This is a genomic window from Streptomyces polygonati, from assembly GCF_042650325.1.
Classification (GTDB): Bacteria; Actinomycetota; Actinomycetes; order Streptomycetales; family Streptomycetaceae; genus Actinacidiphila; species Actinacidiphila polygonati.
This window is the reverse complement of the sequence record NZ_JBHSBB010000013.1, coordinates 111,040-137,159: the sequence shown is the minus strand read 5'-3', so window position 1 is coordinate 137,159 and position 26,120 is coordinate 111,040. Positions and strand designations below refer to the sequence as shown.

Here is a 26,120-nt window from a genome sequence, read left to right as displayed (position 1 = left end):
GGCACCCGGGCCCCGGCTACCCAGGGGTGCGCTGGATCGGCGTGAGTATCCGTACTCATGTGCTGATTCGCCCCGGCCTCCAGACTCACTCCCATGGACGCCCCATACCCGCGCTGCCCCGACTGCGGTACGCCCCTGACGGTCGCGGGACATGCCTTCTGCCCGCGCTGCCGGCTGCCGCTCACCGGCCCCGAAGCCGCCGAACTCCGGGACGTGCACCACGCCCTCACCGACCTCGGCCTGCGGCGGGCGGCGCTGCTCCGGCGGCGCGGTGACCTGCTCGTCCGGCTCCGCGCCCAACGCCCGGGCGCCGCCGCGTGGCAGACCGCCGCACCCTGGCACCCGGCGACGCTGTACGGGCCGCCGCGCAAGGACGCGAAGGCACTGTCGGCGCAGACCGTGCTGCTGGTGCTCGGCGGATCGCTGATCGTCGTGGCCGGGCTGGTCTTCACGCTGGTCAGCTGGGGCCGCCTCGGCCTCGGGGGCCGCGCCGCCGTCCTCGCGCTGCTCACCGCGCTCGCGCTGACCGCGTACCTCCCGCTGCGCCGCCGGTCCCTCAAGGCCACCGCCGAGACCTCGTCGGCGGTGGGCCTCGCGCTGGTGCTGCTCGACTGCTACGCCGCCCGGGGCAGCGGACTGGCCGGACTCCAGCACATCGGCGGCGCCGCCTACTGGGCGGTGGTCACCGGACTGGTCGCGGCGGGAGCGGCGGTCTACGGCCGGGCGATCCGGTCGGCCGTCGTGCCCTTCGCCGCGCTGCTGCTCGTCCAGTGCACCGCGCCGCTGGCCGCCCTGGCCGCCTCGGCGGGCCCGGCCGGCTGGGCCACCGCGCTGGCGGCCGCCGCCGGCTTCGACCTGGCTGCGGCGATCGCCCTGCGGCACCGGGCCGGCGCCCTCGCCCTGGCCGGCCGGACGGCCGCGAGTGCCTGGGCCGTCCTCGGGGGCGCGGTGGCGGCCACCGCCGCCTTCCAGGCCACCGGCTACGGCGAGGCCCTGCGCCCGTGCGGGCCGCTCCTGCTGCTGGTCCTGCTCGGCCTCGCCGCCACCCTGCGCCGCGAGCTGCCCTACGGGAACCGTCTCGGCGGCGCCGTCCTGGCCGGGCTCGCGCTGACCACCGCGACCGCCGCCGCACCACGCGTCGCGCTGCCCGGCTCCTGGTCCGTACTCGCCGCCGCGCTGCCCGCCACCGCGCTGACCGTCGCCGCCCTCACCTGCCTCTCGGCGGGCGTCCGGGACCGGGTGCTGTGGACCGGACTCGCCGCCTCGGGCGGCGCGGTGCTGGCCCTGGCGGCGCTGACCGTGCTCGCCGATCTGCTGCGGGCGCTGGCGGAACCGGTGCTGCGCGCCGCCGGCGTGTCCTTCACCGGCGGCTGGCAGGTCGCCCCCGCGATACCCGGCGTGGCCGCCCTGGTCGCGGCGGCCCTGGGCGCGGCCGCCCCGCTGCTCGGCCGGGTCATGGAGGCGGGGACCACCGAGCCGGGCGGTACTCCCACGACCGGGGTGACCGCCGGGCCGGGGCCGGCTCCCCGGCCCGAGGGGACCGCCGACCCGGGCCCGGCTCCGCAGCCCGGGGCGACCCGCCCAGGGGGGATCCGGCCGGGGACTCCCCGCCCCGCCCTCATCCGGACCCTGTTGCGCTGCGGCGCGCTGACCGCCGCCCTGATCGCCCTCGCGCTGGCTCCGGTGGCGGCCGGGCTCCCGTACGCCGTCGCGCTGGCCGCGGCCTGGCTGCCGGCGTGCGGCGCGGCGGTCCACATCGTGCGGCGCCCCGCCGCGGCGCGCGCCCCGGGGTTGTGCGTCCTGGTCGGGAGCACCGCGCTCGCCCTGCTGTGGTCGCTGCCTGAGGACGCGGCGGCGCTCAGCGTATGGGGAGCCTCGGCCCTGCTGGCGGCGGGTCTCGCCACCGCGCTGCGGCGGTCCGGGTCCGAACCGGTGATCGCGGCGGTCGCGGCCGGGTTCACCGTGGCCGCGCTGGGCATCGAGGCGGCCAGGGCCGAGATCGCCGCCGGCCTGCCCGCGCACGTGGCGGCGTTCGCGGTGCTCGGCGTCGCGCTGCTCACGGTGCCGACCGCCGCCGCGCTGCGCAGCCTCACCGTCGAGCTGGCCGGTTACGACGTGGCCGCCGTCGCGCTGCTGATGACCGTCGACCACCCGGACGCGCTCAGTGTGACCCTGGCGGTCGCGGGAGTGGGCGCGCTGGGGGTGGCGCTGCGCGCCGACCGGCGCCGGGCCGCCGCTCTCACCGCCACCGCCCTGCTCACCGCGGCGTCCTGGGTGCGGCTGGCGCTGGCCGGGGTGGCGGCCCCGGAGCCGTACACCCTCACGGTCAGCGCCGCCGTACTGCTCCTCGGCCATCTGCGCCGCCGCCGGGTGCCGGCGACCGGTTCATGGGCGGCCTACGGCGCGGGGCTCGCCTTCAGCCTGCTGCCGGGCCTGATCGCCGCCTGGAACGACACCCACTGGCCGCGGCCGCTGCTGCTCGGCCTCACCGCCCTCGCGGTGACCCTGGTGGGCGCCCGCCACCGCCTCCAGGCCCCGCTGCTGACCGGCGGCGCCGTACTGCTGGCCGACGCCCTGCACGAACTGGCCCCGGCCATCGCCCAGTCGCTGGGCGCGCTGCCGCGCTGGGCCCCGCTGGCCGCCGCCGGACTCCTGCTGGTCTTCGTCGGCGCCACCTACGAACGGCGGCTGGCCGACGGCCGGCGCCTGCGCGAGGGGCTGCGCCGGATGCGGTGAACGCGGTCCGGGCGCCGTTCACCGGGCGAGCGGTTCAGCGCGGTGGAGATGTGTACGGTGAGCCGACACCGCCGGGTCGCCTCCTCGGTGACGAGGCTGTCTGGCGTGGCCCGGGCGAAATTGCCCGCCGGGCCCGGGAAGACCTCGATTCGGCCCTCCCGCATGGGACGGAGTCCACTGGGGGTACGCCATTCGGACGCTTTCCGCCCGCTCCGGCTGCACCAAGAATGACGTCGAGTGGAGCTGTCCGAACCGCCGCACCGAGGCACCGCCGTCGATCGATCCACAGGGTGCGGGGCGTCGTCCTACCCGCCCGTCGCCGCTCGCGCCCGCCCGGGGCGACCCTCGGCAGGTGGGGACCATTACCGGGCCCCGCGCTGTCCCCGCAGGAAGGCGGCGTATTCGGCGGTGCGCGCCCCCGTGGAACAATTGTCTTGCCGCAGGTGACTGGTTCGCCGAACCTGAGGGAGAGCACGCCCTCAAGCCTTGGAGACAGCCCATGAACGCCGGTCCCGCAGGTCTTGAGGCCCAGCCCACGGCCACGACGTACGAGCTCGGAGACCTGATCCCCCTCGCCTGGGGCGGGCGGATCCGCGTGCCCCATTTCCAGCGCGATTTCCGCTGGCAGAGCCAGGATGTCCTGCGGCTGTTCGACAGCATCGTCAAGGGCTACCCCATCGGCAACCTCCTCCTGTGGGTGCGCGCGCAGCAGGCCGAGGAGTTCATGCTGGGCCGCCTCCGGCTGACCGCGCCCACGCACAACGAGTCGCTGTGGGTGGTGGACGGACAGCAGCGTCTGACCAGTCTGGCCAACGCCCTGAGCGCCGAAGGACACCCGTACCGGCCCTTCACCGTTTACTACGACCTCGCGGCGAAGGAGTTCGTGGAGAATCCGAAGTCCCCCGAGCCGCACCATATCGCTCTCCCCATCCTCTTCGATCTGAAGAAACTGCTCACCTGGTTCCGCACCGACGGCCTGGCCGCTTCCGAGCACTTCGACGAGGCCGAGCGGGTGGCCACCGCGCTGCGGCAGTACAAGGTCCCCGCCTACCTCGTACGACAGGACGACAGAGACGTCCTGACCGACATCTTCGACCGCATGAACAATTACGGTCGGCGGCTGAATCGCGCTGAGATCTTCTCCGCCCTCTACTCGGGCGAGGAGCGGGCGGCCGACGACCGGCTGACGCTGGCCAAGATCTCGGACAACGTGGCGGCCCGTACCGGCTTCGGAAGTATCGACACGGGTACGGTCCTCGCATCGGTCCTGGCCCGGCGGGGACCTGACCCCATGCGGGACATCCGGGTGGAATTCTCACTTTCGGGCCGGCGCACACTGCCGGAATTCCCCGACGAGGATCAGCTCACCGCATACTCCCAGGGTGAAGAGGCGTTGGTCCGCGCCGTGAACTTCCTCGTCCGGGAAGCCGGCGTACCCCACATCTCCCTACTCCCCTACCGGGCCCTACTGGTAACTCTCACCCGGTTCTTCGCACACTTTCCATATCCGCAGCCCAACAATCTTCGGTTGCTGCGCAGGCTCTTCTGGCGGCTCTCCCTGGTCGGCCCGATGGTCTTCAAGGGAAGCTTCACCCTGTTCAGCCGAACGCTCGGGTCGAAAATCCACCCCGCGGACGAGGAAGGTTCGCTCCGCGCCATGCTGGACACCCTCTCCGAAGCGAGTCCGGTGCTGCCCGGCGCGGACCGCTTCCGTACCAACGAGGCGACCACGAAGATCATCCTCAGCGCCTGGTGGTCGCTGCGCCCCCGCTCGCTGACCTCGGGTGACGTCCTCGACGCGCAGAATCTCGACGCCCTCCTGGGATCGGACCGGACTGCGGCCAATGCCGCCCCTATGGTCTTTCCGCGCCTCCGTGACAGTCGCATGAAGCTGTTGCCCGCCAACCGGTTGTTCCTGCCCACCACATCCGATCCCGTGTCCGAGATTCCGGCGCTCCTGGCCGGTCAGCCGCTAGACATCGACGAGAGCACCTGGGACGCCGTCCTCGCGTCGCACCTGCTCGACCGCGATGTGGCGGCGCTGGCGGACCGTGACCGTGATGTCTTCCTGGCTCTGCGCCAGCAGCGCGTCCTCGGCCACCTGGCCGGCTTCCTCGGTCGAATGGCCGAGTGGGACTACGAGGACACCCCCTCGTTGGACTCACTGGATCTGGACCGAGAATTCGATGAGTTCGACGAGTTCGAAGAGACAGACCTTCCCGCACCCCCCGAGGTGGACTGACCTCCGCGTCGAAAATCGTCCATGAACGAACGGACCACGCATACGATGGGCGCCCTTCCCGAGACCTACTACGCGGTTCTGCTCCACGGCCGCCGTATTGGAACGCTGTGTCAGAAGGGTGACTACACGCGTTTCGTGATGAACGACCACTACGTGGAGGACCCCTCACGGTCCGTCCTCGGCCTGAGGTTCGAGGAGAATCTCAGAGCTCCTTACGCATCCGCGCTACGGCTGCCCAAGTGGTTCTCCAATCTGCTGCCCGAGGGCCCACTGCGCGAATGGATCGCCGACGACCGCGGGGTTTCCCTGGACCGGGAGATGGAGTTGCTGGCGCAGGTCGGCCATGATCTGCCCGGAGCGGCCCAAGTGGTGCCCGCGGAAGGGCCGGACGACAACTGGGAGTGGCAGGAGTCCGAGGCGACCCGATCCGGCTCCGCGCAGATGTCCGGTCGTGGCGCCGTCTCCCCCTGGCGATTCTCGCTTGCGGGGGTCGCCCTGAAGTTCTCGATGCTCGCCCACGGCGACCGGCTGACGGTGCCGGCCGCCGGAGAACTGGGCGACTGGCTGGTCAAGTTCCCCGACTACCGCCACGCAGACGTGCCGCGAAACGAATTCGCGATCATGTCCCTGGCCAAATCGGTCGGACTGGATGTCCCGGACATCCGGTTGCTGCACCGCGAGGAGCTCGGGGGGCTGCCGGACCGCATGTGGCCGAACTCCGAGAAGTGGGCCTACGCGGTGCGGCGTTTCGATCGGGCGCCGGACGGCGTGAAGTCGCGGGTTCATATCGAGGATTTCGCGCAAGTACGGGACAAATACCCGCGGGACAAGTATCAGTCCACCTTCGAGACGGTGGCAGCCGTCGCCTACCGGGGCCGGGATCTGGACTCGCTCCGGGAGGCGGTGCGTCGTATCGCGTTCTCGGTCGCGGTCGGGAACGGTGACGCCCATCTGAAGAACTGGTCGCTCATCTACCGCGATCGTCGTACTCCTACCCTCTCCCCGGCGTACGACCTGGTCTCCACCATCCCCTACGCACCGGGCGACGAGCCGGAGGACCTGGGCCTCAAGTTCGGCGGCAGCAAGCGCTTCGAGAATGTGCGGCTCACCGGTTTCGACCGGCTCGAACACATGCTGGACCACAGGTTCGGTACGTCCGGTGCCCACCTCGCAGCCGTCGCCGAGGAGACGGTACGAGGCGTTCGCGAGCAGTGGCCCGCCCACGAAGAGGCGCTGGCAGCGAATCCCGGACTGTGCTCGCAGGTCGGCAACTGGATCGCCGGGGCGACAGCCCGTCTGCTCAAAGGCTGACGGGCTGACCTTCGGTGTGCCGGGCCTCCAAGGACTCGATGCGGGCCGCCTGCTCGGCGGTGATGAGGTCGCAGACCCAGTCCCAGTGGAGGGAGACCAGGTCGCCCGGGGACGGGGAAGGGATCAGGGAGCGGCCGCCGGTGGACCAGCGGACGGTTTCGGTGCGGGGTGGGCCGGGGTGGAGGGTGGGGGCGGTCCAGGTGAGGGGGCGGGAGGTGACGGTCGCCGATTCGCCGTCGACGGAGAGGACGCGGCCGGTGCGGATGCGGCAGCGGTCGAGGACGGACAGGGCGGTCGGGTGGCCGGTGGTGCGCAGCAGTTGGGCCCAGGGGTAGACGTCGAAGACCTGGAAGCTGTGGTGGGGCAGGGCGCGGTGGGCCGCTTGGCGCCAGGTGCCGGCGAGTTGGCCGCGGAAGCGGTCCAGCAGCCGGTCGAACAGGGCCGCCGGGTCGGCCCGGTCCAGCAGGTCGTTGCCGATCCAGTAGGCCTCGACCACCCGGGAGTCGAGCGGATCGGGGAGGCCGGCCGCCTCGGCGAGGAATTCGAGATAGCACCAGGCGCCCTCGAACTGCCGGGCCTGCCGCTCGATGCCGGCCGTCGCCCCGGGGCGGAGCAGGGCCGAGGCGTCCGGCGGGCCGCAGTAACCGAGTTCGTTGGGCGGGTAGGCGTATCGCGCGAACAACAACGCGCCCTGCGTGCTCATTTCAGCAGATCCTCGGCAGTTGCTCGCCGATCGGGAGGCCGACGACACGGGTGCCGCCGATCGCGGTCCTGGCCACCACCATGCCGGGGTGGTCGGCCACGCAGGTGCCGATCCTGGCCGCCGACCGCCCGAGCGGGTGGGCGCGCAGGGCGGCGAGCACCTCGTCGGCGGACTCGGGCGGGACGAAGGCGATCAGCTTGCCCTCGTTGGCCACTTGGAGCGGGTCGAGGCCGAGCAGGCTGCACGCGTCGCGGACGTTCTGCGGGACCGGCAGGTCGCGCTCCACCAGCTCGACGCCGACATCCGAGGCGCGGGCGATCTCGTTCAGCGAGGCGGAGACGCCGCCGCGAGTCGGGTCCCGCAGGACGTGCAGGTCGGCCCCGGTGGCGAGCATCGCGGCGACCAGACCGTGCAGGGCGGCGGTGTCGCTCTCCACCGCCGTGCCGAATTCCAGGCCCTCCCGGCAGCTCATCACCGCCACGCCGTGCACCCCGATGTCGCCGCTGACCAGCACGGCGTCGCCGGGGCGGGCGCGGCGCGGATGGATGTCGACGCCGTCGGGGATCACCCCGATGCCCGAGGTGTTGATGTAGACGCCGTCGCCGCTGGCGCTGTCCACGACCTTGGTGTCGCCGGTGACCAGCCGTACGCCCGCGGTCTGCGCGGCCGTGCCCATCGCCTGGGCGATCCTGCCGAGTTCGGCCAGTCCGGTGCCCTCCTGGAGGATGAAGGCGGTGGACAGGAAGAGCGGTGTCGCGCCGGACATCGCCAGGTCGTTGACCGTGCCGTTCACCGCGAGGTCGCCGATCGACCCGCCGGGGAAGAACATCGGCTTGACCACGAACGAGTCGGTGGAGAAGGCCAGTCGGGTGCCCGCCCCGGCGACGCCGTCGGTCGCGGCGCCGGTACCGATCGACAGCACCGCCGAATCGCCCAGTTCGGCGGCGGCCGCCGTGCCGAAGGCGGGCAGGAAGAGATGCTCGACCAACTCGCCCGACATCGCCCCGCCGCCGCCGTGGCCCATCACGACGGACGGGGTGTCGCGCAGCGGCACCGGGCAGACCCAGCTCTCGAAGTCGAGGTCGGCCACCTCTGTGTGGTGCATCGCGTCAGTCACTTCGCATCGACCAGTTCCAGGCGGCGGTAGGTGTAGTAGGCGGCGCAGGCACCCTCGGAGGAGACCATCGTGGCGCCGAGCGGATTCCTCGGGGTGCACTCCTTGCCGAAGGCGGCGCACTCGTGCGGCTTGATCAGGCCCTGGAGCACCTCACCGGACCGGCACAGTCCCGACTCGGCGGTACGGATACCGGTGACGTCGAAGCGCTCCTCGGCGTCGAACTCCCGGTATTTCGCGGCCAGTTTCCAGCCGCTGAGCGGAATCGTGCCGATGCCGCGCCAGGTGCGGTCGGTCACCGCGAAGACGTCCCGCAGCATCTCCATGGCGGGCACATTGCCCTCGTCGCGTACGGCACGCGGGTAGGCGTTCTCCATCTCATGCCGCCCCGCTTCGAGTTGGACGACGGTACGGCGGATGCCCTCAAGGATGTCCAGCGGCTCGAAGCCGGTGACGACGATGGGGACCTTGTACTTCCGGGCCAGCGGCGGGTATTCCGCGGTGCCCATCACGCTGCACACATGCCCGGCCGCCAGGAACGCCTGGACCCGGCAGGTGGAGGACTCCATGATGGCGGCGATGGCCGGCGGCACCAGCACATGGGACACCAGCAGCGAGAAGTTGTGTACGCCCAGGCGCTCGGCCTGGTAGACGGTCATCGCGTTGGCCGGCGCCGTGGTCTCGAAGCCGATCCCGAAGAAGACGACTTCCTTGTCCGGGTTCTCCCGGGCCAGTCTCAGCGCGTCGAGCGGCGAGTACACCACCCGGACGTCGCCGCCCGCGCTCTTGACCGCGAACAGGTCCTGGCTGCTGCCCGGCACCCGCAGCATGTCGCCGAAGGAGCAGAAGATGACCCCGGGGCGGGCGGCGATGGCCAGCGCCCGGTCGATGACCTCCAGCGGGGTCACACAGACCGGGCAGCCCGGACCATGGATCAACTCCAACTCCGGCGGGAGCAGTTGGTCGATGGCGTGCCGGATGATCGAGTGCGTCTGGCCGCCGCACACCTCCATCATCGCCCACTTCTGAGTGGTGGCGGCATGGATCTGGTCCAGCAGTTTCCTCGCCAGATCGGGGTCGCTGAACTCGTCGAGATATTTCACCTGGCGGCTCCTTCGATGAACTGCTGCTGCTTGCGGGCCAGTTCGGATCCGTCGTGAGGTCCGTCGCCGGGTGCGTCGCCGAACTCCTCGGCGAGGATTCCGAGCCGGTCGAAATTGGCCAGCGTCTGCTGGGCGGAGCGCTCGTCGAGGCGCTGGATGGCGAATCCGACGTGCACGATGACGTATTCACCGACCGCCGCGTCGGGGATGTACTGGAGGCACACCTCTTTGCGCACGCCGCCGAAGTCGACCTCGGCCATCAAGGTGCCGTCGACCTCGGCGGTGCTGAGGACGCGCCCCGGAACTGCCAGACACATGGTCCCTCTTCTCTGTGGATCGGTCGGAGCCTTCGCGGCCCGCGTGGCCGCCCGCGCGTCAGCCGGAGGCGGCGACCAGCAGCTGGCCGAAGGCGATGCCGCCGTCGTTGGGGGGCAGCAGCCGAGGCCGCAGCACGGTGAAGCCCCGCTCGTGCAGGGACTGTCGCGCCTGGGTGAGCAGTACGGCGTTCTGGAAGACACCGCCGCCGAGCGCCACCACGTCCAGGCCGGTCCGGGTCCGGCAGATGTCCGCGAGATCGGCGACCAGAGCCGCGACGGCGGCATGGAAGCGGGCGGCGATCAGGTCCGCGCCGACCCCCGCCCGTACGTCGGACACCACGGCGCGGATCACCGGCGCCGGATCGGCGATCGCGAACACCCCGGCTTCCGGGCCCGGTCCGGGGTCCGCCGCCCCGGGCCACGGAGCCTCTCCCGTCGCCGGGCCCTTCCCGGCGTCGCCGCCCTGGCCGGCGCGGACGCCGAACGCGTAGCCTGACCTTCCGGCCGGGTCGGCCGCGGCGGACCGGGCCAGCCCTTCCAGCGCCACGGCCGCCTCCGCCTCGTAGTCCACCCGGTGGCGGACCCCGGCCAGCGAGGCCACCGCGTCGAAGAGCCGGCCCATGCCCGACGTGGGCACGCAGCCGAAACCGGTCCTGAACTGGTGGTCCAGCACGGCCCGTTCCCGTACCGGGCAGGTACTCACGGCTGGCAGCGCCTCGTCCCACTCGATCCCGGCCGCGTACAGGTGCGCGAGCGCCATCCGGTACGGGCGCAGCACACTCGCGTCGCCACCGGCCAGGGGTACATAACCCACGTGGGCGGCCCGGTGGAAGGACTTGTAGCCCGCGATGAGCACCTCGCCGCCCCAGGCCGCGCCGTCGGTGCCGTAGCCGGTGCCGTCGAAGGCGACGCCGATCACGGTGTCCCCGGGGCCGAGTCCGTGCTCGCCCATCACGGCGGCGATATGGGCGTGGTGGTGCTGGACGGTACGGACCGGCCGGCCGGCCGCGTGCGCGCGGGCCCAGCGGCCGGAGCCGTAGTCGGGGTGCGCGTCGGCCACCAGCTGCCGGGGCTGGACTCCGGTGATGTGCTCCAGGTGCCGCTCGGTACGGGTCAGCGCCTCCACCGTGGCCAGGTCGTCCATGTCGCCGAGATGCTGGCTGACCCAGGCGTAGCGGCCCTCGGCCAGCGCGCAGGTGTTCTTCAGGTCCGCGCCGACCGCGAGCATCGGCGGTACGTCGAAGGGCAGCGCGAGCGGCAGCGGTGCGTAGCCGCGCGACCTGCGGACGGGCACCTCCGCGCCGGCCGCGAACCGGCTGACCGAGTCGTCGCACGGCACCTGGATGCCGCGGTCGTGGCGCAGCCAGGCGTCGGCGAGCGGGGCCAGCTCGGCCAGGGCGAGCGCGTCGTCCGTGACGATCGGCCGGCCGGCCGGATTGCCGGAGGTCATCACCAGCGCGTCCGGCCCCGGCCGGTCGTCGCCGATCCCGAAGAGCAGGACGTGCAGCGGGGTGTAGGGCAGCATCAGCCCCAGATCCGGACTGCCCGGCGCCACGGACTCGGGCAGGACGGCTTCGGGCCGGTCCCCGGGATCGCGGCGCCGCGGGAGGATGACGATCGGCCGCCGGACACCGCTGAGCAGTTCTTCCTCGTCCCCGGTCAACGTCACCAGCCCGGCGGCGACTTCGAGATCGCGGACCATCACCGCGAAGGGCTTGCCGCCCCGCCGCTTGCGGCGCCGCAGTTCGGCCACCGCCGCTTCGTTTCGGGCGTCGCAGGCGAGGTGGTAGCCGCCGAGCCCCTTGACCGCGACGATCCGGCCGGCGGCGAGCAACTCCCGTGCTCCGCGCAGCGCGTCCGCACCGGTCACCGGCGGTCGGGCGTGGGCGGCGGAGACGGCCGTCCCGGCGGGAGCCGCCCCCAGCTCCTCCTTGCGGATCAGTTCGAGCCGCGGGCCGCATTCATGGCAGGCGATCGGCTGTGCGTGGAAGCGGCGGTCGTCGGGATCCTCGTACTCCGCCCGGCAGGCGGCGCACATCGGGTGCGCGGCCATAGTGGTGGCGGCGCGGTCGTAGGGCGTTCCGGTGACGATGGTGAAGCGGGGGCCGCAATGCGTGCAGGTGATGAAGGGGTGGCGGTAGCGGCGGTTCGCCGGGTCGGCCAGCTCGTCCAGGCAGTCCCGGCAGGTGGCGATGTCGGGCGAGACCAGGGTGCGGGCCCGGCCCGGCCCATGGGATTCCTCGATGGTGAACTCGGTGCCGCCGAGCAGCGGTTGCTCGCTCTCCCGCACGGACTCCACCACGGCCAGCGGCGGCGGGTCCGCCCGCAGCCGGCGGCCGAACTCGCGCACCGCCTCGGCGTCGCCTTCGACTTCGGCGACGACACCGGTGGCGGTGTTCGCCACCGAGCCGGCCAGGGCGAGCCGGGAGGCGGTGACGTAGACGAAGGGCCGGAAGCCCACGCCCTGGACGACGCCGCGCACCTCGAACCGCCGCCGGACCTTCTCCGGACGTCCGCGTCCCATCATCTCCAGCCCCGCCAGAGCCTCTTGGGCCTTGGCCCGGTCGATGAGCTCGACCGCGAAGCCCATATGGAGGAGCACCCACTCACCGGCCGCCGGGGGCCGGTCCAGCATGCCGATGTTGACGCGCCGCCGCGCCCCCTCGACGTCGACGAGCGCGAGCTGGCCGGCGTATCCGTCCACGATCTCCACGACACGACCGGGAATGCCGAGGCACATGATCAAGGACTCCTGAACTCTGCGGGCGCTGCTGGCTCTGCTGGCTCGGTGAGGTCGGCCGGGGCTACGGGTCCGGCGGGCACGGGAAGTTCCGGCGGCGCTACGGGCGCTCCCGGTGATACCGGCGCCAGGATGTCGGCCGGCACCAGCCGCCGGATCAAGGCGCGGACCGCCTCCACCGCTTCGGGTACCGCGGCGGCGACCGCCTCGCTGAGGCCGATCCCCTCCTCGACCCCGGCGGGAGTGCAGCCCACGAGGTAGGTGGCCGGAAGCGCACCACCCAATCGGTGCAGATTCGCCAGCACCGACACCGGGTTCATCCCGTGCGCGTCGAACTCACCGGTTCCGAGGTGCTCCGGGCCGATGTCGAGCAGGGTGAGCCGTCCCGGCGGGCCGTCCCCGGGGCAGGCGTCGATCAGGATCAGCGCGTCGTAGCCGTCCAGCAGGTCGTAGGCGAGGTGCATACCGCGGGTGCCGTAGTCGACCACCCGGACGTGCGGCGGCAGGCCGCCGGCACCGATCAGCCGCCGCACCACCTCGGGGCCGAAGCCGTCGTCGCCGAGGAACAGATTGCCGACGCCGGCCACCAGCACATTGGCGCGGACCGGATCGGCGTGAACGGGATCGGCTCGGACAGGATCGGCGCTGGCGGAATCGGCTCGGACGGGATCGGGCCTGCGGTCCGGCACGCCGCCGGGCACGCCGTCAACCACCGGTCAGCCTCCGCCCGACTGCAGGTCGGGCGCGTCCGGGTCGGAGGACTTGCCCGGCTTGACGGACGTGTCGGCGCGCTCGCCGGCCGTGTCCTCGGGCCGGTCCGCGGGGCCGGCGCCCGGCCGGTCCGAACCCGTGTCGCGTGATCCCTTCGGGCCGCGCTCCTCCTGCGGTTCCTCGCTGAGGTCCCCGCCGGGTGTGTGCTTCATCGGTCGAACTTCCTCACCTGGTAGTGCTCTTGCCCGGCGCGCGCGGCGCCGGTCCGGTCAGCGGCGGTGATGCCGCGGCACTCACATCGAGCGCATCCGCAGATAGCGGCGGATGTCGGGGATCGACACCACGCCGACGGCCAGGGCGGTGGCGACCGCGGCGGCGGCCACGCCGGTGGTGATGAGGCCCACAACCTTCATGATCGGCTCTCCTCTCGGTGTTCCGGCGGGCTGTCGACGCCCAGCGGTTCCAACTCGTCGGGTGCGAAGTAGAAGTAGCGGCCGTACCAGTCGTGCAGGTCGGCCGCCGGATCGTCGACGAGGACGAGGGCCACGTGCACCCCGCCGTCGACATCCGACAGCACGCCGGTCACCCGCGCCACCTGGCCGGCGAAGAAGAGGTCCTGCGCGTCCGCGCGGCGCGAGGGGTGCACCCGGACCAGGCTGCCCTTGGACACGCTGACGCCCGCGATCACCACCGCGTCGGAGCCGGGGTCCACCTGGCTGTCGGCCGCCGGGTCCCACCAGGGCGCGCCGCCGGTGTCGAAGTCGGGGGGCTCGGCGTCCCGCAGGTCGGGGCGGGCGCCGGGAGCCGGTCGGTTTCCGGGGCCGAGGATGCCGGAGAGGCCGGGCGGCTCGGCGTGCGGGTCGCGCATGTCGGGTGGCTCGGCGTGCGGGTCGCGGAGCAGGCCGTGCAGCCGTCGCAGATCGTCGGCCGACATGGCCTCGCAGCGGTCGATGATCTCCCGGGCCCGGGGATCGGTGGCCCGCGCCTCCGCCTTCTCCTCCTCCGTCATGGTCATGACCCGCAGCGTCAGGATCTCGTCGATCTCGGTGGAGTCGAACAGGGCGCCGGGGCTCTGCTCGGCCACCTCCGGGTGGTCGTACAGGATGATCGGCGCGCCGAGCACGGTGTCGGTCGTCCCCTTCGCCCCGGCCAGCACCGGCCAGCAGCGGCGCTGCCGGCAGCGGGCGGCGGCGCCCGCTGCCTCGTCGGGCGGTTCGAGCAGGGAGACGAAGCGGGCGCCGCGCGCCTGGAGGACGAGGTGCGATCCGATCAGCGAGACACGGATCGCGGCGTCCTTGCCGGTGGCCGTGCCGGAGTGCTCGTTGTCCACCGAGACCGTCAGCCGGAGGAAGCCCTCGTCGGCCGCCGCCTCGATCCTGATCCGGGCCGCCAGCGGTTCGCGGCGCCGGACGATCCGGCCCACCGGGATCCCGCGCGCGTCGGTCAGCGGTTCGATGTCCTCGCCGCCGGGGACGGTGTGCCGCTGGTCGTACGGCAGCGCCAACTCCATTTCGGGCAGATTGATCTCGCACTCCACCGCCTCCTCCCAGCTGAGTACGGAGCCGCCGTCCACGGTGAGCGACTCGACCCGGGTGTGGCCGCCGTCGTCGTCACGCCGCTGCACCTCGCGGACCTGCACCTGGAGGAAGCGCAGCCGGACGGTGACCGAGGGCGGCTGGTCGCCGTCGGGCGCGAGCAGGACTTGCGTCGCCATCCCGGGCTCCTCGGCGAAGCTCCCCGGCGTCGCGGACGGCGGCCCGAGCACGCCGAACTGCCAGCGGGAGCGGTTCTTGCCGGAGCTGGCCCGGTACGGATAGAGCAAGTAGCCCTCGTAGAGCACCGCGTCGGCGATGGCGCGGACCTGGCCGAGGGAGTTCACGAGACCACCTCGCCCATCTCGGTGAGCAGGGTGCTCACCGTCTCGTCCCAGCTGATCAGCCCGCGCCGGGCGCGGAAATCGGCCATCCGGTCGAGCACGTCCTGATCGAGCCTGATCCAGCCGGAGTTGGGGTAGTGGCAGGCGATCATCCGCCGCCATACCGCCACCGGCATCAGATAGCGGGCCTCGCAGTCCCACGGCACCTGGCGGACACCGAAGCCCTTGCTGCCCTTGGTGAAGACCGTGCCGGAGAACAGCAGGGTGAGCGGCACCTCGCCGTCGCGCAGGGCGTGCAGATAGCGGGAGCCGATCACATCGAAGTCGTAGGTGCAGGGCAGCGCGAGATCGGCCTCGGTGGTGCCGGTGAAGCCCTGCACGGTCGTGTCGCACTGCATCCACAGGAAGGGCCTGAGGGTGTCGGTCCACCGGTCCCGCTCGCCGAACAGCCCGCGCAGACCGTCGCGTTCGGTGTCGTCGTAGTGCCGCCGCTGCGGCTCGATGCGCACCTGGCAGCGCAGCACGATCGTGTGCACCCGCTCGCCCGAGTCGTCGTCGATCCGCAGTCGGGCCGTCAACTGCGGTACGACGGTGTACGGATCGGCGAAGACGTCGAGCACGGAGAAGCCGAGTCCGCTCATGGGCGGCCGGCCGGCTCGGCGGCGGGGCGGCTGCGATCGCGCACCCGGGCGAAGAAGGCGTCGATGGCGTCGTGCGCCTCCCGGCCGCCGTCGAAGCCCTTCCAGAGGGTGCGCAGTTGGCCGACGAGTTCGTAGCAGGCGTCGATGGGCACCAAGTAGCAGGAGCTCGGGGCGCCTTGGGCGCGGCGGACCAGCAGCGCCTCCACATCGGGGAGCAGTACGGCGAGGCCGGGGTCGGCCGCCACGACGGTGTCCCAGGCGGCCAGCGGCAGTTCGGACTCGGTGGCGCCGGCCGGGCCCGGGTAGAAGGCGATGGTGCGTTCCTGGAGGGAGTTGCGGAACAGGAAGGCGAGCCCGACCGGGATCTGGAGTTCGTCCCAGCCGCGTTCGTCCAGCGTGAGGGCGCCGAAGTCCAGGTACCGCTCGGGGACGGCCCGGTAGCGCAACCGCGCCTGCTGGTCGCCGAAGAGCAGATAGCAGGGCCGGCAGGCACACATCAGCGCGCGGCTGTCCAGATTCACCACATGCGGATGGCTCGCCCCGATCGGCTCGGCGCACATCTCGCAGCGTTCCCCGGCGGTCGGCTGGGGGCGCTCGCGGCGCACCCGCAGCAGGGAGGCCGCCGGGGAGGACGTACGGCCGCGGATGATCATGTCGCCACCGCGGCGGGTACGGCGACCGAGACGGACGCGCCCTTGGCGAGCAGCGGCAGCGGATCCAGGTGCAGGCCGTCCGCGTCCAGGCAGGCGCCGGCCCGGCGGACGTCGTAGCGCGCCCCGCAGGACGGGCAGCGCAGCACCGCGTCACCGCGGGCGCCGCCCAGCCGCCGGGCCAGCACCGAGCCCTCCATCGGCCGGTCGCATCCGGCGCAGCGGTCCCGGAAGGCGAACAGGTCCGCGCCGATCCGGCAGGCCAGCACGGGCACGCCGGCGGCGCTGAACCGGGTGACGGCACCGGCTTGCAGCCCGGCAAGTTCCGGCACGCTCTGCCACGACGAGCCCGCGTCGGCGGCGGCCGGGGCGCTCTCGTGCAGCCGGGAGAACAGCGCGTCGACCGGGACCACCGGCCCGGCCGGCCCGGACGCCCCGTCGGACGCGGTCTCGACCTCGATCGTGGTCATCTCGGGCGCCGCGGCCTCCACCGCGCTGCGGACGGCGAGTTCGAGGGTCACCGACGAGGACGGGCAGCCGTCGCAGCTGCCCAGCAGCCGCAGCCCGACGACACCATCGGCGCTGACGCCGAGCAGTTCCACATCGCCGCCGTGCGAGCCGAGATAGGGCCGAACGCTGTCCAGCGCCTGCTCGACCCGGGTCTCGACGCTGTACGGGTGCAGACCGTGCACCAGCAGCAGGCTGGCCACCAGCTCGTCGGCGGCCAGCGCGGCCAGCACGTCGTCGGCCAAGTGGCCCCGCTCGTGGACGAGATCGAGCAACCGGGTCAGCCCCGCGCCGTAGAAGTCGGTCACCAGCCGGACGAGTTCCTCGCTGCGCTCGCGGGCGACCGCGCCGCCCGCGGCGCTGGCGGCGATCAGGGTGTCGATCCGCTCGCCGGTCGCGCGCCAGTCGGCGGCCGGCCCGGACGCGGCCGGCTCGGGCTCGGCGGGCTGTTCGGACGCGGCCGGCTCAGGCCCGACGGGCCCTTCGGGCACGGCCGGCTCAAGCAGCGCAGCCGGCTCAAGCAGGACGGCCGGTTCGGGCGGCGCCGCTTCGGGCGCGGTCAGCTGGGCGTGGTCGGCCACGTCACGCGCCCGCGGACTGGGTCGGGGAGTGCAGCAGTTCCAGCTTCTTGCCCTCGCCGAGGTACATGTGGACGCCGCAGGGCAGGCACGGGTCGAAGCTGCGGACCGTGCGCATGATGTCGATGCCCTTGAAGTGCTCCCGGTCGTTCTCCTCGAAGATCGGCTGGCCCTGCACCGCGTCCTCGTAGGGTCCCGGGGTGCCGTAGGTGTCGCGGGGGCTGGCGTTCCACGGAGTCGGCGGGTAGGGGTGGTAGTTGGCGATCTTGCCGTCCCGGATCACCATGTGGTGCGACAGGACGCCGCGCACCGCCTCGGTGAAGCCGCAGCCGACCGCTTCCTCCGGGACCTCGAACGTCTCCCAGGTCTTGGTCCGCCCGGCCCGGATCTCCACCAGCGCCTTCTCCGCGAAGTGCAGGGCGCAGGCCGCCGCGTACGCCTGGAAGTAGGTGCGCGCCCGGTTGCGCTCAAGGGTGTTGCTCCACTGCGGGATCTTCCATTCCAGCTCGACCGGGCCCTTGAGCGCGGTCTTGGGCAGGTTGATCTTCACGCTGCTGCCGGTCGCCTTGATGTAGCCGATGTCGACCAGTCCGGCCAGCGCGGTGGTCCACAGCCGGGCCAGCGGGCCGCCGCCGGTGTCCAGGGCGAGATAGTCCTTGCCGTCGTACCACCGCGGCGACATGACCCAGCTGTACTTGTCGTCCAGGTCGCGCTTCTGCGGCGCGGGGTTGGTGTGCTGGTTCCACGGGTGCCGGCGGTCGACCGGATTGCCGAGCGGGTCGTGGGTCACGAACATCTCCTGGTCGTCCCAGTCGCCGTAGTACGACGAGCCGAGCAGGATGCGGATACCCAGGTTGATCTTCACCAGGTCGGTGGTGACCAGCTTGCCGTCGACGACCACGCCCGGGGTGACGTACATCTTCCGGCCCCAGTCGGTCATGTCCTTGTACTCGAAGTTGCAGTGCTCGGGGTCCTGGAAGGAGCCCCAGCAGCCCAGCAGGATGCGGCGGTTGCCGACCATCTCGTAGCCGGGCAGCGCCTCGTAGAAGAAGTCGAAGAGGTCGTCGTGCATCGGCACGACCTTCTTCATGAACTCGACGTAGCGCTGCAGCCGGGTGATGTAGTCGGTCATCAGCTGGATGGTCGCCACGGTGCCGACGCCGCCCGGGTAGAGCGTGGAGGGGTGGACGTGCCGGCCCTCCATCAGGCAGAACATCTCCCGGGTCAGCCGGCTCACCTGGAGCGCCTCGCGGTAGAACTCGCCGGTGAACGGGTTCAGCGAGCGCATGATGTCGCCGATGGTCTTGTAGCCGTGGGCGTCGGCGTGCGGCGAGGCGGTCCGGTTGGCCTTGTCGAGGACGCCGGGGTTGGTCTCGGCGACCATTTTCTCGCAGTAGTCGACCCCGACCAGATTCTCCTGGAAGATATTGTGGTCGAACATGTACTCGGCGGCCTCGCCGAGATTGACGATCCATTCGGCGATGTGCGGGGGCTTCACCCCGTAGGCCATGTTCTGCGCGTAGCACGAACAGGTGGCGTGGTTGTCACCGCAGATGCCGCAGATCCGGCTGGTGATGAAGTGGGCGTCGCGCGGGTCCTTGCCCTTCATGAAGACCGAGTAGCCGCGGAAGATCGAACTCGTGCTGTGGCATTCGGCGACAACGCGCTGCTTGAAGTCGATCTTCGTGTAGATGCCCAGGCTGCCGACGATACGGGTGATGGGGTCCCACGCCATCTCCACCAGTTCGTCTTTGGCCTGGCGTCCGCTGCCACCCTTTTGCCGCGTCGCGGTCATTGCGCCGCCTCGTCTTTCTGCTGGTTGCGGTCTCTGTTGCGCTGCGGTCTCGGTCGCGCCGGCTTACCAGGTACGGGTGGCACCGGTGGTGAGTCTGTTCCCCGGCTTGCGCCATCTCGGCTCGTGGTCGAGGGTCTGGGTGGTCATCTGCCGCAGCCGCCGCATCGTCGATCCGTAGATTCCGACCGAGTTCGTGGAGAGCTTGCCGCCGGGCGGCTCGTCCATGAAGGGCATGAACTTGTCCGGGAATCCCGGCATCGTGCAGCCGATGCAGATCCCGCCGACATTCGGGCAGCCGCCGATACCGTTCATCCAGCCGCGTTTGGGCACATTGCACTTGACGGTCGGGCCCCAGCAGCCGAGCTTGACGATGCACTTGGGCGAGCCGTACTCGGTCGCGAAGTCGGCCTGCTCGTAATATCCCGCCCGGTCGCAGCCCTCGTGCACCGTCTGGCCGAAAAGCCAGGTCGGCCGGAGCGCGTCGTCGAGCGGGATCATGGGCGCCTGCTCGGTGGCCATGTAGAGCAGATAGGTGAGCGTCTCGGAGAGATTGTCCGGCTGGATCGGGCAGCCCGGGACGCAGACGATCGGAATTCCGGCCTTCGACTTCCACTCCCAGCCGAGATAGTCGGGCACTCCCATGGCACCGGTCGGATTGCCCTGCATGGCGTGGATACCGCCGTATGTCGCGCAGGTGCCGGCCGCGACGATCGCGGTGGCCTTCGGGGCCAGCCGGTCCAGCCACTCGCTGGTGGTGATCGGCTGGCCGGTGGCCGGGTCGTTGCCGAAGCCGGACCAGTAACCCTCGTTGTGCAGCTGCTCGTTGGGGATCGACCCCTCCACGACCAGCACGAACGGCTCCAGCTCGCCCCGGTCCGCCTTGAAGAACCACTCCAGGAAGTCGTCGGCGCCGCCGTTCGGACCGCACTCGAAGTCGATCAGCGGCCAGTGCACGGCGACCTGCGGAAGGCCCGGCAGCGCGCCGAGGGCGATTTCCTCGATGCTGGGCTGGGTGGCGGCGGTGAGCGCGACCGAATCGCCGTCGCAACTGAGGCCGGCATTGATCCACAGCACATGGATCAGGGTGTCTTCTGCAGTGAGTGCTGCCTCTGTCGGCATAGCGGTGCCGCCTTCCGGATTCGACGACCGATCCCTCGTACGACGGAGACCGGATGTCGATCCGCACGAGTGGTGTCGCTCACATTGCTACCATCTAGACTCCGCCGCGGCACGCTGTCAACACGAGGTCAACACGAGAATCCCGGCACGGATCGGTGCCGGCGGAAAGTGAAAGTCCAGCGGAATAGGCCGGACGGGGTAACGACGCGAGGACGCGAGAGCGATGCATGAATTGTCGATCACCCAGAGCGTCGTCGACGCGGTGTGCGAACGGGCGGCCGGCCGGCCGGTGCGTACGGTCAGCGTGCGGGTCGGCGTGCTCACCGCGGTGGTCGCCGATTCGATGCGCTTCTGCTTCGACCTGATCACCGAGGGCACGGTGGCGGAGGGCGCGTCGCTGGAGATCGACCAACCGCCGGGTTCGGGTCGCTGCCGCGACTGCGGTACCGAATTCGCGCTGACCGATCTGGTATTGCTGTGCCCCTGCGGCAGCGCCGACGTGGAGATCACCTCGGGACGGGAGCTTCAGATCATTTCGATGAAAGTGGGCTGACATATGTGCGGTAGCTGCGGTTGCGCCGGAACGGTCGAGGACGGATCCGGCGGCGGCGGAACGCGTATCGCGCTGCCGGGCGCGGACGACGTAACCGCGCAGGATCACCCGGACAGCGGGACACACGCGGGGGCGCACGGCCACGCGCACCACCATTCGCACGACACCGCGCACAGCCTTTCCCTCGACCTGTCCCCCATTCGCTCGAATGGGCGCACCCGGGTGGACGAGCTCATTCCCGCGACGGCGGACGGCGAGACGATCACGCTTGAGCAGAAGGTGCTGGCCAAGAATGAGGATCTGGCGGCCGGTAATCGCGCGTGGCTGGCCGCCCGGGGAATTCTGGCGGTGAATCTGATGAGTTCGCCGGGCGCCGGCAAGACCACCCTGCTCGAACGTACCGTCCTCGATCTGGCCGGCCGGCGGTCCGTGTCGGTGATCGAGGGCGATCAGGAGACCATGCTGGACGCCGACCGGATCAAGCGGGCCGGCTGCCCGGTCGTCCAGGTGAACACCGGCGCCGGCTGCCATCTCGACGCCGGGATGATGCACGGCGCGCTGACCGCCCTGTCCCCCGCCGCCGGCTCGCTCGTCCTGGTCGAGAACGTCGGCAATCTGGTGTGCCCGGCTCTGTTCGACCTCGGCGAACACAGCAAGGTCGTGATCATCTCCGTCACCGAGGGCACCGACAAACCGCTGAAGTACCCCTATATGTTCGCGGCGGCCGATCTCGTCGTCATCAACAAGATCGACCTCCTGCCGTACGTCGACTTCGACATCGCCCGCTGCGAGCGGTACGCCCGCTCGGTCAACCCGAACGTCCGGGTGCTGGCCCTCTCCGCGACCACCGGCGAGGGGATGCCCGGCTGGTACGCCTGGGTGGCGGAGCAGTCCTGATTCCGGCCATCGCCCCTTCGGTCAACGCTACTTGGTGACGAAGGTCTTCCAGTCCGGGGCCTCGCCCGGGTCGAGGTTGCGGAGCTTGGCGACGACCGAGGGGTCCTGGACGTCCAGCCAGTCGCAGAGTTCCTTGAAGGAGACGCAGCGCACGCCCTTGCGGCGGCAGACGTCCTTGACCACGTCCTGCACGGCCTGCATGTATATGCCGCCGTTCCAGGTCTCGAAGTGGTTGCCGATGAAGAGCGGGGCGCGGCTGCCGTTGTAGACACGCTCGAAGCCGTCCAGGTAACCGTCGCGGGTCTCCTTCTCCCACGCCGGGTACTTCGCCGGGTCGCCCTCGGTGACATCGCCGCCGGACTGGTTGTAGAGGAAGTTGAAGTCCATCGACAGGGCCTGGAAGTCCTTGTCCGGGTACGGCATCAGCTGGAGCGGGAAGTCCCACACGCCGTCCTTCGCCGGCCACAGCTGGAAGTCGCCCTGGGAGCTGGCGTCGTAGCGCCAGCCCATCGCCTTCTCGGCGGGCAGCAGGTTCTTCTGCCCTTCCAGGCAGGGGGCCCGGCCGCCGACCAGTTCCGTCGCGTAGTCGAAGGGGAGCGGCGGGATGTCGGTGAAGCCGGTGTTGGTCTTCCAGTGCTCCACGAAGGAGTACGCCTGGGCCGTCTCGTTCTTCCAGTCGGCGGTGCTCCACTCGCCGCCGGCTCCCGGGTCGGGGGCGCAGAAGTGGCCGTTGAAGTGCGTGCCGATCTCGTCGCCCTCCTCCCAGGCCAACCGAAGTTGCTGCAAGGTCCACTTGATGTGCTCGTCGGTGGGGAAGTCGATCGCGGAGGAGCCCGCCGGGTGCATCGGCGGGTGGTAGAGCGTGCGTTTCGCGTTCGGCAGCAGATAGATGCCGGACAGGAAGAACGTCATGTTGGCGTTGTACTGCTGGGCGAGTTCGCGGAAGCGGGAGAACAGATGGTCGTCGTTCTCCAGCGCGCCGTCCCAGGAGAAGACCACGAACTGCGGTGGCTCCTCACCGGGTTTCAGCTTCTCGGGCTTCGGCTGGTGCGGCTGCGGGCCGGTGTAGGAGGTCGAACCGTCCCCGATCACCTCGTGCTTGCGGGAGTCGGGCTGCGGCGCGGCCGGCGCGCTCGGCGAATGGACCACTGTCTTCTTCGCCGACCGCAGCTCGGCCGAGCCATGGCTGCCCGTGGCTCCGCTTCCCCCCAGCTCCACGCCGGCCACCGTCGCACCGGTCAGGGCGACGGCCAGCACCCCGCAGACAAGTAACGTACGGGGCCGGTTGGCCGGGCTCACAAGGGATTTCCGGATGCTGGAGCGGTCCATGGGAAGGCCTCTCGACGGGCGAGCACCGCTTGCCGGGGCCGGCTGCCGGGCCCGGACAACGGCGGACCCGGGCCTCGCCCCAGCCTCCGGTCCTCCAGTGACAGGCTCTGGCCCATAGCGTCACAGGACCGTAACCGAGGCACGGTCGCCGACTCCCGCTGGTAATAAGGCAGTCAAGCCCTCGCCTCGGCTGTTACAGACCTGTGGCGAACTCATCGCGGGGGCGTCCGACGGGGTTCCTAGGCTCCTGAGGTCCAGACGGCGAGCGCCGTGACCGACGACCCGTCAGAGGTGGGAATTACCGTGCGGCGGCTTACGACCAAGGACGTGGCGGAGCGGCTGCGAGCGGTACGGGACGCCGTCCGGTCGGCGACGGCCTCCCGGCCGGGGCCGGCGCGGGCGCCGCGCGGGCCGCGGCGGCCGCGCGGCACGCGCGGGCTACGGCACCTACGGCATCTCGGCCGACTGCGTCCCCGCTACCCCCGCCCCGGCCAGCGCGGGCCGCGCCGCTGGCTGCCCTCGCTGCGGCAGACCCTGCTGCTCGGCACCTGGGTGATCCTCGCGCTGGCCGCCGCCGTCGGCATCGCCTACGAGCGCACCGCGATACCGAAGGACCTCAACGCGATCGCCGTGCAGCAGGACAACGTCTACTACTGGGCGGACGGCACCGAGATGGCCAGGGTCGGGCCGATCGACCGGCAGGCGATGCCGCTGAGCCGCATCCCCACCTCGGTGCAGTGGGCGGTGATGGCGGCCGAGAACGCCAACTTCTACGGGGACCACGGGGTTTCGCCCCGGGGCATCGCCCGCGCGCTGACGAAGATGGCGACCGGCGGCGATGTGCAGGGCGGTTCCACCATCACCCAGCAGTATGTGAAGAACGTCTACCTCGACCAGGACCAGACGCTGTCCCGGAAGTTCACCGAGATCCTCATCTCGGTGAAGCTGGACGACAAGGTGAGCAAACAGCAGATCCTGGACGGCTACCTCAACACCAGTTGGTTCGGCCGCGGCGCCTACGGGGTGCAGCGCGCCGCCAAGGCCTACTACGGCAAGGACGTCTCACAGCTCAACGCCAGCCAGGGCGCGTTCCTGGCCACCCTGCTCAAGGGCGCCGGGCTGTACGACCCTTCGGTGAGCCCGGCCAACCACAAGCGCGCCGTCGCGCGCTGGAACTGGGTGCTGGACCGGATGGTGAGCATCGGGCAGCTGTCGGCGCGGGAGCGCGCCACGTACAAGGTCTTCCCCGAGCCCAACGCCCCTGCCGTCCCACCGGGGTTGAGCGGGCAGACCGGCTATCTGGTCGACACCGCCCGGCAGTACGTCTCCGCGCACAGCGGCATCTCCGACGCGCGGTTCGACCTGGGCGGCTACCAGATCTACACCACCTTCGAGAAGCCCAAGGTCGACGCGCTCGCCGCCGCGGTGAAGCAGCGGCTGGGCGGCCTGAGTCCGGCCACCCGGCCCGCCGACCGCGACGTACGGGTGGGGGCCGCCTCGGTGGCCACCGACGGCCGTATCCTCGCGCTCTACGGCGGACCCGACTACATCAAGCAGGGCTTCGACGACGCGAACGTGGCGGTCGTGCCGGCCGGTACCACCTACGCGCCCTTCGTGTACGCCGCCGCCCTGCGCGACGGTGTGGTGCGCCAACGCGACGTGCCCCGCGCCACGGTGGGCCCGGACTCGCTCTACGACGGCGACGACCACATACCCATCCGGACGCCCGAGGGGCCCTACTGGAACCGGGACGGGAAGATCGTCAAGACCGCCAACGCCGGCAAGCGCTCCTGGGGGCGGATCAGCCTGCGCCGGGCGGTGGCCGACGGGGTCAACGGTCCGATCATGCAACTCGGTATGGATGTCGGTCTGAACCTGGTGCGCCAGGCGTCGGTGGACGCGGGGCTGCTTCCCGACAGTGGTTTCGGCGAGCAGATCCCCGCCTTCTCGCTGGGCACCGCGACCCCCAGCCCGATCCGGATGGCCGACGCCTACGCGACCTTCGCCGCGCACGGTACGCACACCGACCCCTACTCCGTGCTCCGCGTCACCCGTGACGGCGTCCAGATCCCCGTCCAACGGCCCGTCGCCACACACCCGTTCAGCCCGCAGGTGGCCGGCGCGGTGGACGACGCGCTCCGGGACGCGGTGACCGACGGCGCGGCCCGGCGCGCGGGCGGTACCGGGCAGGCCGACCACAGCGACCAGTCCGGCCAGGGGCTCGCCGGGCTGCCGGGAACCGCCCCGGACGGCACCTCGGGCTCCTTCGTCGGCTACGACCGGACGACGGCCACGGCGGTCTCCCTCTTCCGGATCGACCCCGCCACCCAGCGGCTCCTCCCCCTGACCGGACTCGCCGGACGCCCCGGGGTGGAGGCGAGCGGCACCTATCCCGCCGACATCTGGGACCAGTACATGAAGTCGGTCTCCTGACTTGCCCCATGGGAGCCGCCGCCCACCGCCGCCTGTCGGGCCCATATGCCGGCGGGCGGCGGCAGTTCAGCCGGAAAACCCACCGGCAAACCACCGGCAGCTCATTCATGAATTTCACATGATCCGCATCGCTAATCCGTGCGCGGCAAGCGGTTGAGCACCGTGAACCGCCCCGGCATGATCGGAATTAGGCCGGCCGGCGGCTATTGACAGACACTTCCCGAAAAAATCCGCGGCGGAAAAGGGAGAACTCGCAGCCTGTCGAACGGCGGCGCCCGATCTACGTATCCGGAATCACCCGCCCGGCGCCTGCCGTATCCGGCGGATGACGCAGACACCGTGCGTCCTCCGGAGGCGCGGGACGGGCGGATACGGCTGGGCAGTACGGCGGACGGCCGAAGCAATGGTGTTTATCCCGGCTACCCAGCGAAAAACCCAGTTCACCCGCGTTGTCGATGCCCGCTGAAAGAAAACCGGGCGGAACGCCGGAGAGCGCGGCATGGAAACAGGGTCTTGTGCCTTTCGAATCCGAGAAGTGATACTGCCAGGGCAGAGGCGGCCCGGCCCCTTCCGGCGGCCGGCCGTCCTCACCATTCATTTCGAGGGGAGGTTCTCCATGAAGAAGATCAATATCCGTCCGACCGCTCCGGTCAGGCTCACCAGCGCCGCGGCTTCGTTCTACAAAGCGGGATGCGGCGGCATCACCGTCCGGATCGGCGGCTAATCCCTTACTCGTTGATCCCGACCGGCTGTCGGGGGGCGGCT

Annotated in this window: 21 protein-coding genes; 6 read left to right on the top strand and 15 right to left on the bottom strand. The window is 71.0% G+C overall.

Annotated elements, in window-relative coordinates:
• Positions 1–93 precede the first annotated feature (93 nt).
• From ACFO3J_RS18785 to ACFO3J_RS18775, 3 genes are all read left to right on the top strand, one after another.
• A complete protein-coding gene (locus ACFO3J_RS18785) occupies positions 94–2,736 on the top strand; it encodes an SCO7613 C-terminal domain-containing membrane protein (RefSeq protein WP_386430604.1) in 2,643 nt (880 codons plus the stop codon).
• Positions 2,737–3,235: 499 nt separating this feature from the next.
• Positions 3,236–4,978 (top strand): DUF262 domain-containing protein, encoded by a 1,743-nt coding sequence (locus ACFO3J_RS18780; protein ID WP_386430603.1) that lies wholly within the window; start codon positions 3,236–3,238, stop codon positions 4,976–4,978.
• A 21-nt stretch (positions 4,979–4,999) separates the two neighbouring features.
• Entirely contained in the window at positions 5,000–6,289 is a 1,290-nt protein-coding gene (locus ACFO3J_RS18775; RefSeq protein ID WP_386430602.1) for a type II toxin-antitoxin system HipA family toxin, read from the top strand.
• Here the strand turns inward: ACFO3J_RS18775 and ACFO3J_RS18770 are convergent.
• From ACFO3J_RS18770 to ACFO3J_RS18705, 14 genes are all read right to left on the bottom strand, one after another.
• The gene (locus ACFO3J_RS18770) at positions 6,279–6,992 is read right to left on the bottom strand and encodes a DUF6390 family protein (protein ID WP_386430601.1); all 714 of its coding nucleotides are present in this window, start codon (positions 6,990–6,992) and stop codon (positions 6,279–6,281) included. The genes ACFO3J_RS18775 and ACFO3J_RS18770 overlap by 11 nt on opposite strands.
• A gap of 1 nt (position 6,993) precedes the next feature.
• Complete coding sequence (gene hypE / locus ACFO3J_RS18765; RefSeq protein ID WP_386430600.1) at positions 6,994–8,097, bottom strand: hydrogenase expression/formation protein HypE; 1,104 nt, start codon at positions 8,095–8,097, stop codon at positions 6,994–6,996.
• Between the two features lie 8 nt (positions 8,098–8,105).
• On the bottom strand, positions 8,106–9,209 hold the full coding sequence (gene hypD / locus ACFO3J_RS18760) for a hydrogenase formation protein HypD (protein ID WP_386430599.1): 1,104 nt from the start codon (positions 9,207–9,209) through the stop codon (positions 8,106–8,108).
• Positions 9,206–9,526, bottom strand: coding sequence for a HypC/HybG/HupF family hydrogenase formation chaperone (locus ACFO3J_RS18755; RefSeq protein WP_386430598.1), 321 nt, complete (start codon positions 9,524–9,526; stop codon positions 9,206–9,208). Before ACFO3J_RS18755 ends, hypD begins: the two co-directional genes overlap by 4 nt.
• A 58-nt stretch (positions 9,527–9,584) precedes the next feature.
• A complete protein-coding gene (gene hypF / locus ACFO3J_RS18750; RefSeq protein ID WP_386430597.1) occupies positions 9,585–12,266 on the bottom strand; it encodes a carbamoyltransferase HypF in 2,682 nt (893 codons plus the stop codon).
• A gap of 2 nt (positions 12,267–12,268) precedes the next feature.
• Positions 12,269–12,979: a hydrogenase maturation protease gene (locus ACFO3J_RS18745; RefSeq protein ID WP_386430596.1), complete on the bottom strand. Its 711-nt coding sequence runs from the start codon at positions 12,977–12,979 to the stop codon at positions 12,269–12,271.
• Between the two features lie 3 nt (positions 12,980–12,982).
• A complete protein-coding gene (locus ACFO3J_RS18740; protein ID WP_386430595.1) occupies positions 12,983–13,189 on the bottom strand; it encodes a hypothetical protein in 207 nt (68 codons plus the stop codon).
• 81 nt (positions 13,190–13,270) lie between these two features.
• Positions 13,271–13,390 carry a DUF6893 family small protein gene (locus tag ACFO3J_RS18735; protein ID WP_386430594.1) on the bottom strand — a complete coding sequence of 40 codons (120 nt, stop codon included), beginning with the start codon at positions 13,388–13,390 and terminating at the stop codon, positions 13,271–13,273.
• The gene (locus tag ACFO3J_RS18730; protein WP_386430593.1) at positions 13,387–14,856 is read right to left on the bottom strand and encodes a hypothetical protein; all 1,470 of its coding nucleotides are present in this window, start codon (positions 14,854–14,856) and stop codon (positions 13,387–13,389) included. Before ACFO3J_RS18730 ends, ACFO3J_RS18735 begins: the two co-directional genes overlap by 4 nt.
• Complete coding sequence (locus ACFO3J_RS18725; protein WP_386430592.1) at positions 14,853–15,494, bottom strand: DUF6084 family protein; 642 nt, start codon at positions 15,492–15,494, stop codon at positions 14,853–14,855. Before ACFO3J_RS18725 ends, ACFO3J_RS18730 begins: the two co-directional genes overlap by 4 nt.
• Positions 15,491–16,147: a DUF5947 family protein gene (locus tag ACFO3J_RS18720; RefSeq protein WP_386430591.1), complete on the bottom strand. Its 657-nt coding sequence runs from the start codon at positions 16,145–16,147 to the stop codon at positions 15,491–15,493. The genes ACFO3J_RS18725 and ACFO3J_RS18720 overlap by 4 nt, the downstream gene beginning before the upstream one ends.
• A complete protein-coding gene (locus ACFO3J_RS18715; RefSeq protein WP_386430590.1) occupies positions 16,144–17,232 on the bottom strand; it encodes a NifU family protein in 1,089 nt (362 codons plus the stop codon). The genes ACFO3J_RS18720 and ACFO3J_RS18715 overlap by 4 nt, the downstream gene beginning before the upstream one ends.
• Position 17,233: 1 nt before the next feature.
• Entirely contained in the window at positions 17,234–19,024 is a 1,791-nt protein-coding gene (locus ACFO3J_RS18710) for a nickel-dependent hydrogenase large subunit (RefSeq protein ID WP_386430589.1), read from the bottom strand.
• Between the two features lie 63 nt (positions 19,025–19,087).
• Positions 19,088–20,143: an NADH-quinone oxidoreductase subunit B family protein gene (locus tag ACFO3J_RS18705; protein WP_386430588.1), complete on the bottom strand. Its 1,056-nt coding sequence runs from the start codon at positions 20,141–20,143 to the stop codon at positions 19,088–19,090.
• A 232-nt stretch (positions 20,144–20,375) separates the two neighbouring features.
• Here ACFO3J_RS18705 and ACFO3J_RS18700 point away from each other — a divergent pair, with 232 nt between their 5' ends.
• Together ACFO3J_RS18700 and hypB are read left to right on the top strand one after the other, a co-directional pair.
• Positions 20,376–20,696, top strand: a complete 321-nt coding sequence (locus ACFO3J_RS18700; RefSeq protein WP_386430587.1) for a hydrogenase maturation nickel metallochaperone HypA/HybF — start codon at positions 20,376–20,378, stop codon at positions 20,694–20,696.
• 222 nt (positions 20,697–20,918) lie between these two features.
• Positions 20,919–21,593, top strand: coding sequence for a hydrogenase nickel incorporation protein HypB (gene hypB / locus ACFO3J_RS18695; protein ID WP_386430586.1), 675 nt, complete (start codon positions 20,919–20,921; stop codon positions 21,591–21,593).
• A gap of 27 nt (positions 21,594–21,620) precedes the next feature.
• Here hypB and ACFO3J_RS18690 read toward each other — a convergent pair whose 3' ends face one another.
• The gene (locus ACFO3J_RS18690; RefSeq protein WP_386430585.1) at positions 21,621–22,922 is read right to left on the bottom strand and encodes a hypothetical protein; all 1,302 of its coding nucleotides are present in this window, start codon (positions 22,920–22,922) and stop codon (positions 21,621–21,623) included.
• A 303-nt stretch (positions 22,923–23,225) separates the two neighbouring features.
• Here ACFO3J_RS18690 and ACFO3J_RS18685 point away from each other — a divergent pair, with 303 nt between their 5' ends.
• Positions 23,226–25,355 (top strand): transglycosylase domain-containing protein, encoded by a 2,130-nt coding sequence (locus ACFO3J_RS18685; RefSeq protein ID WP_386430584.1) that lies wholly within the window; start codon positions 23,226–23,228, stop codon positions 25,353–25,355.
• Positions 25,356–26,120 lie beyond the last annotated feature (765 nt).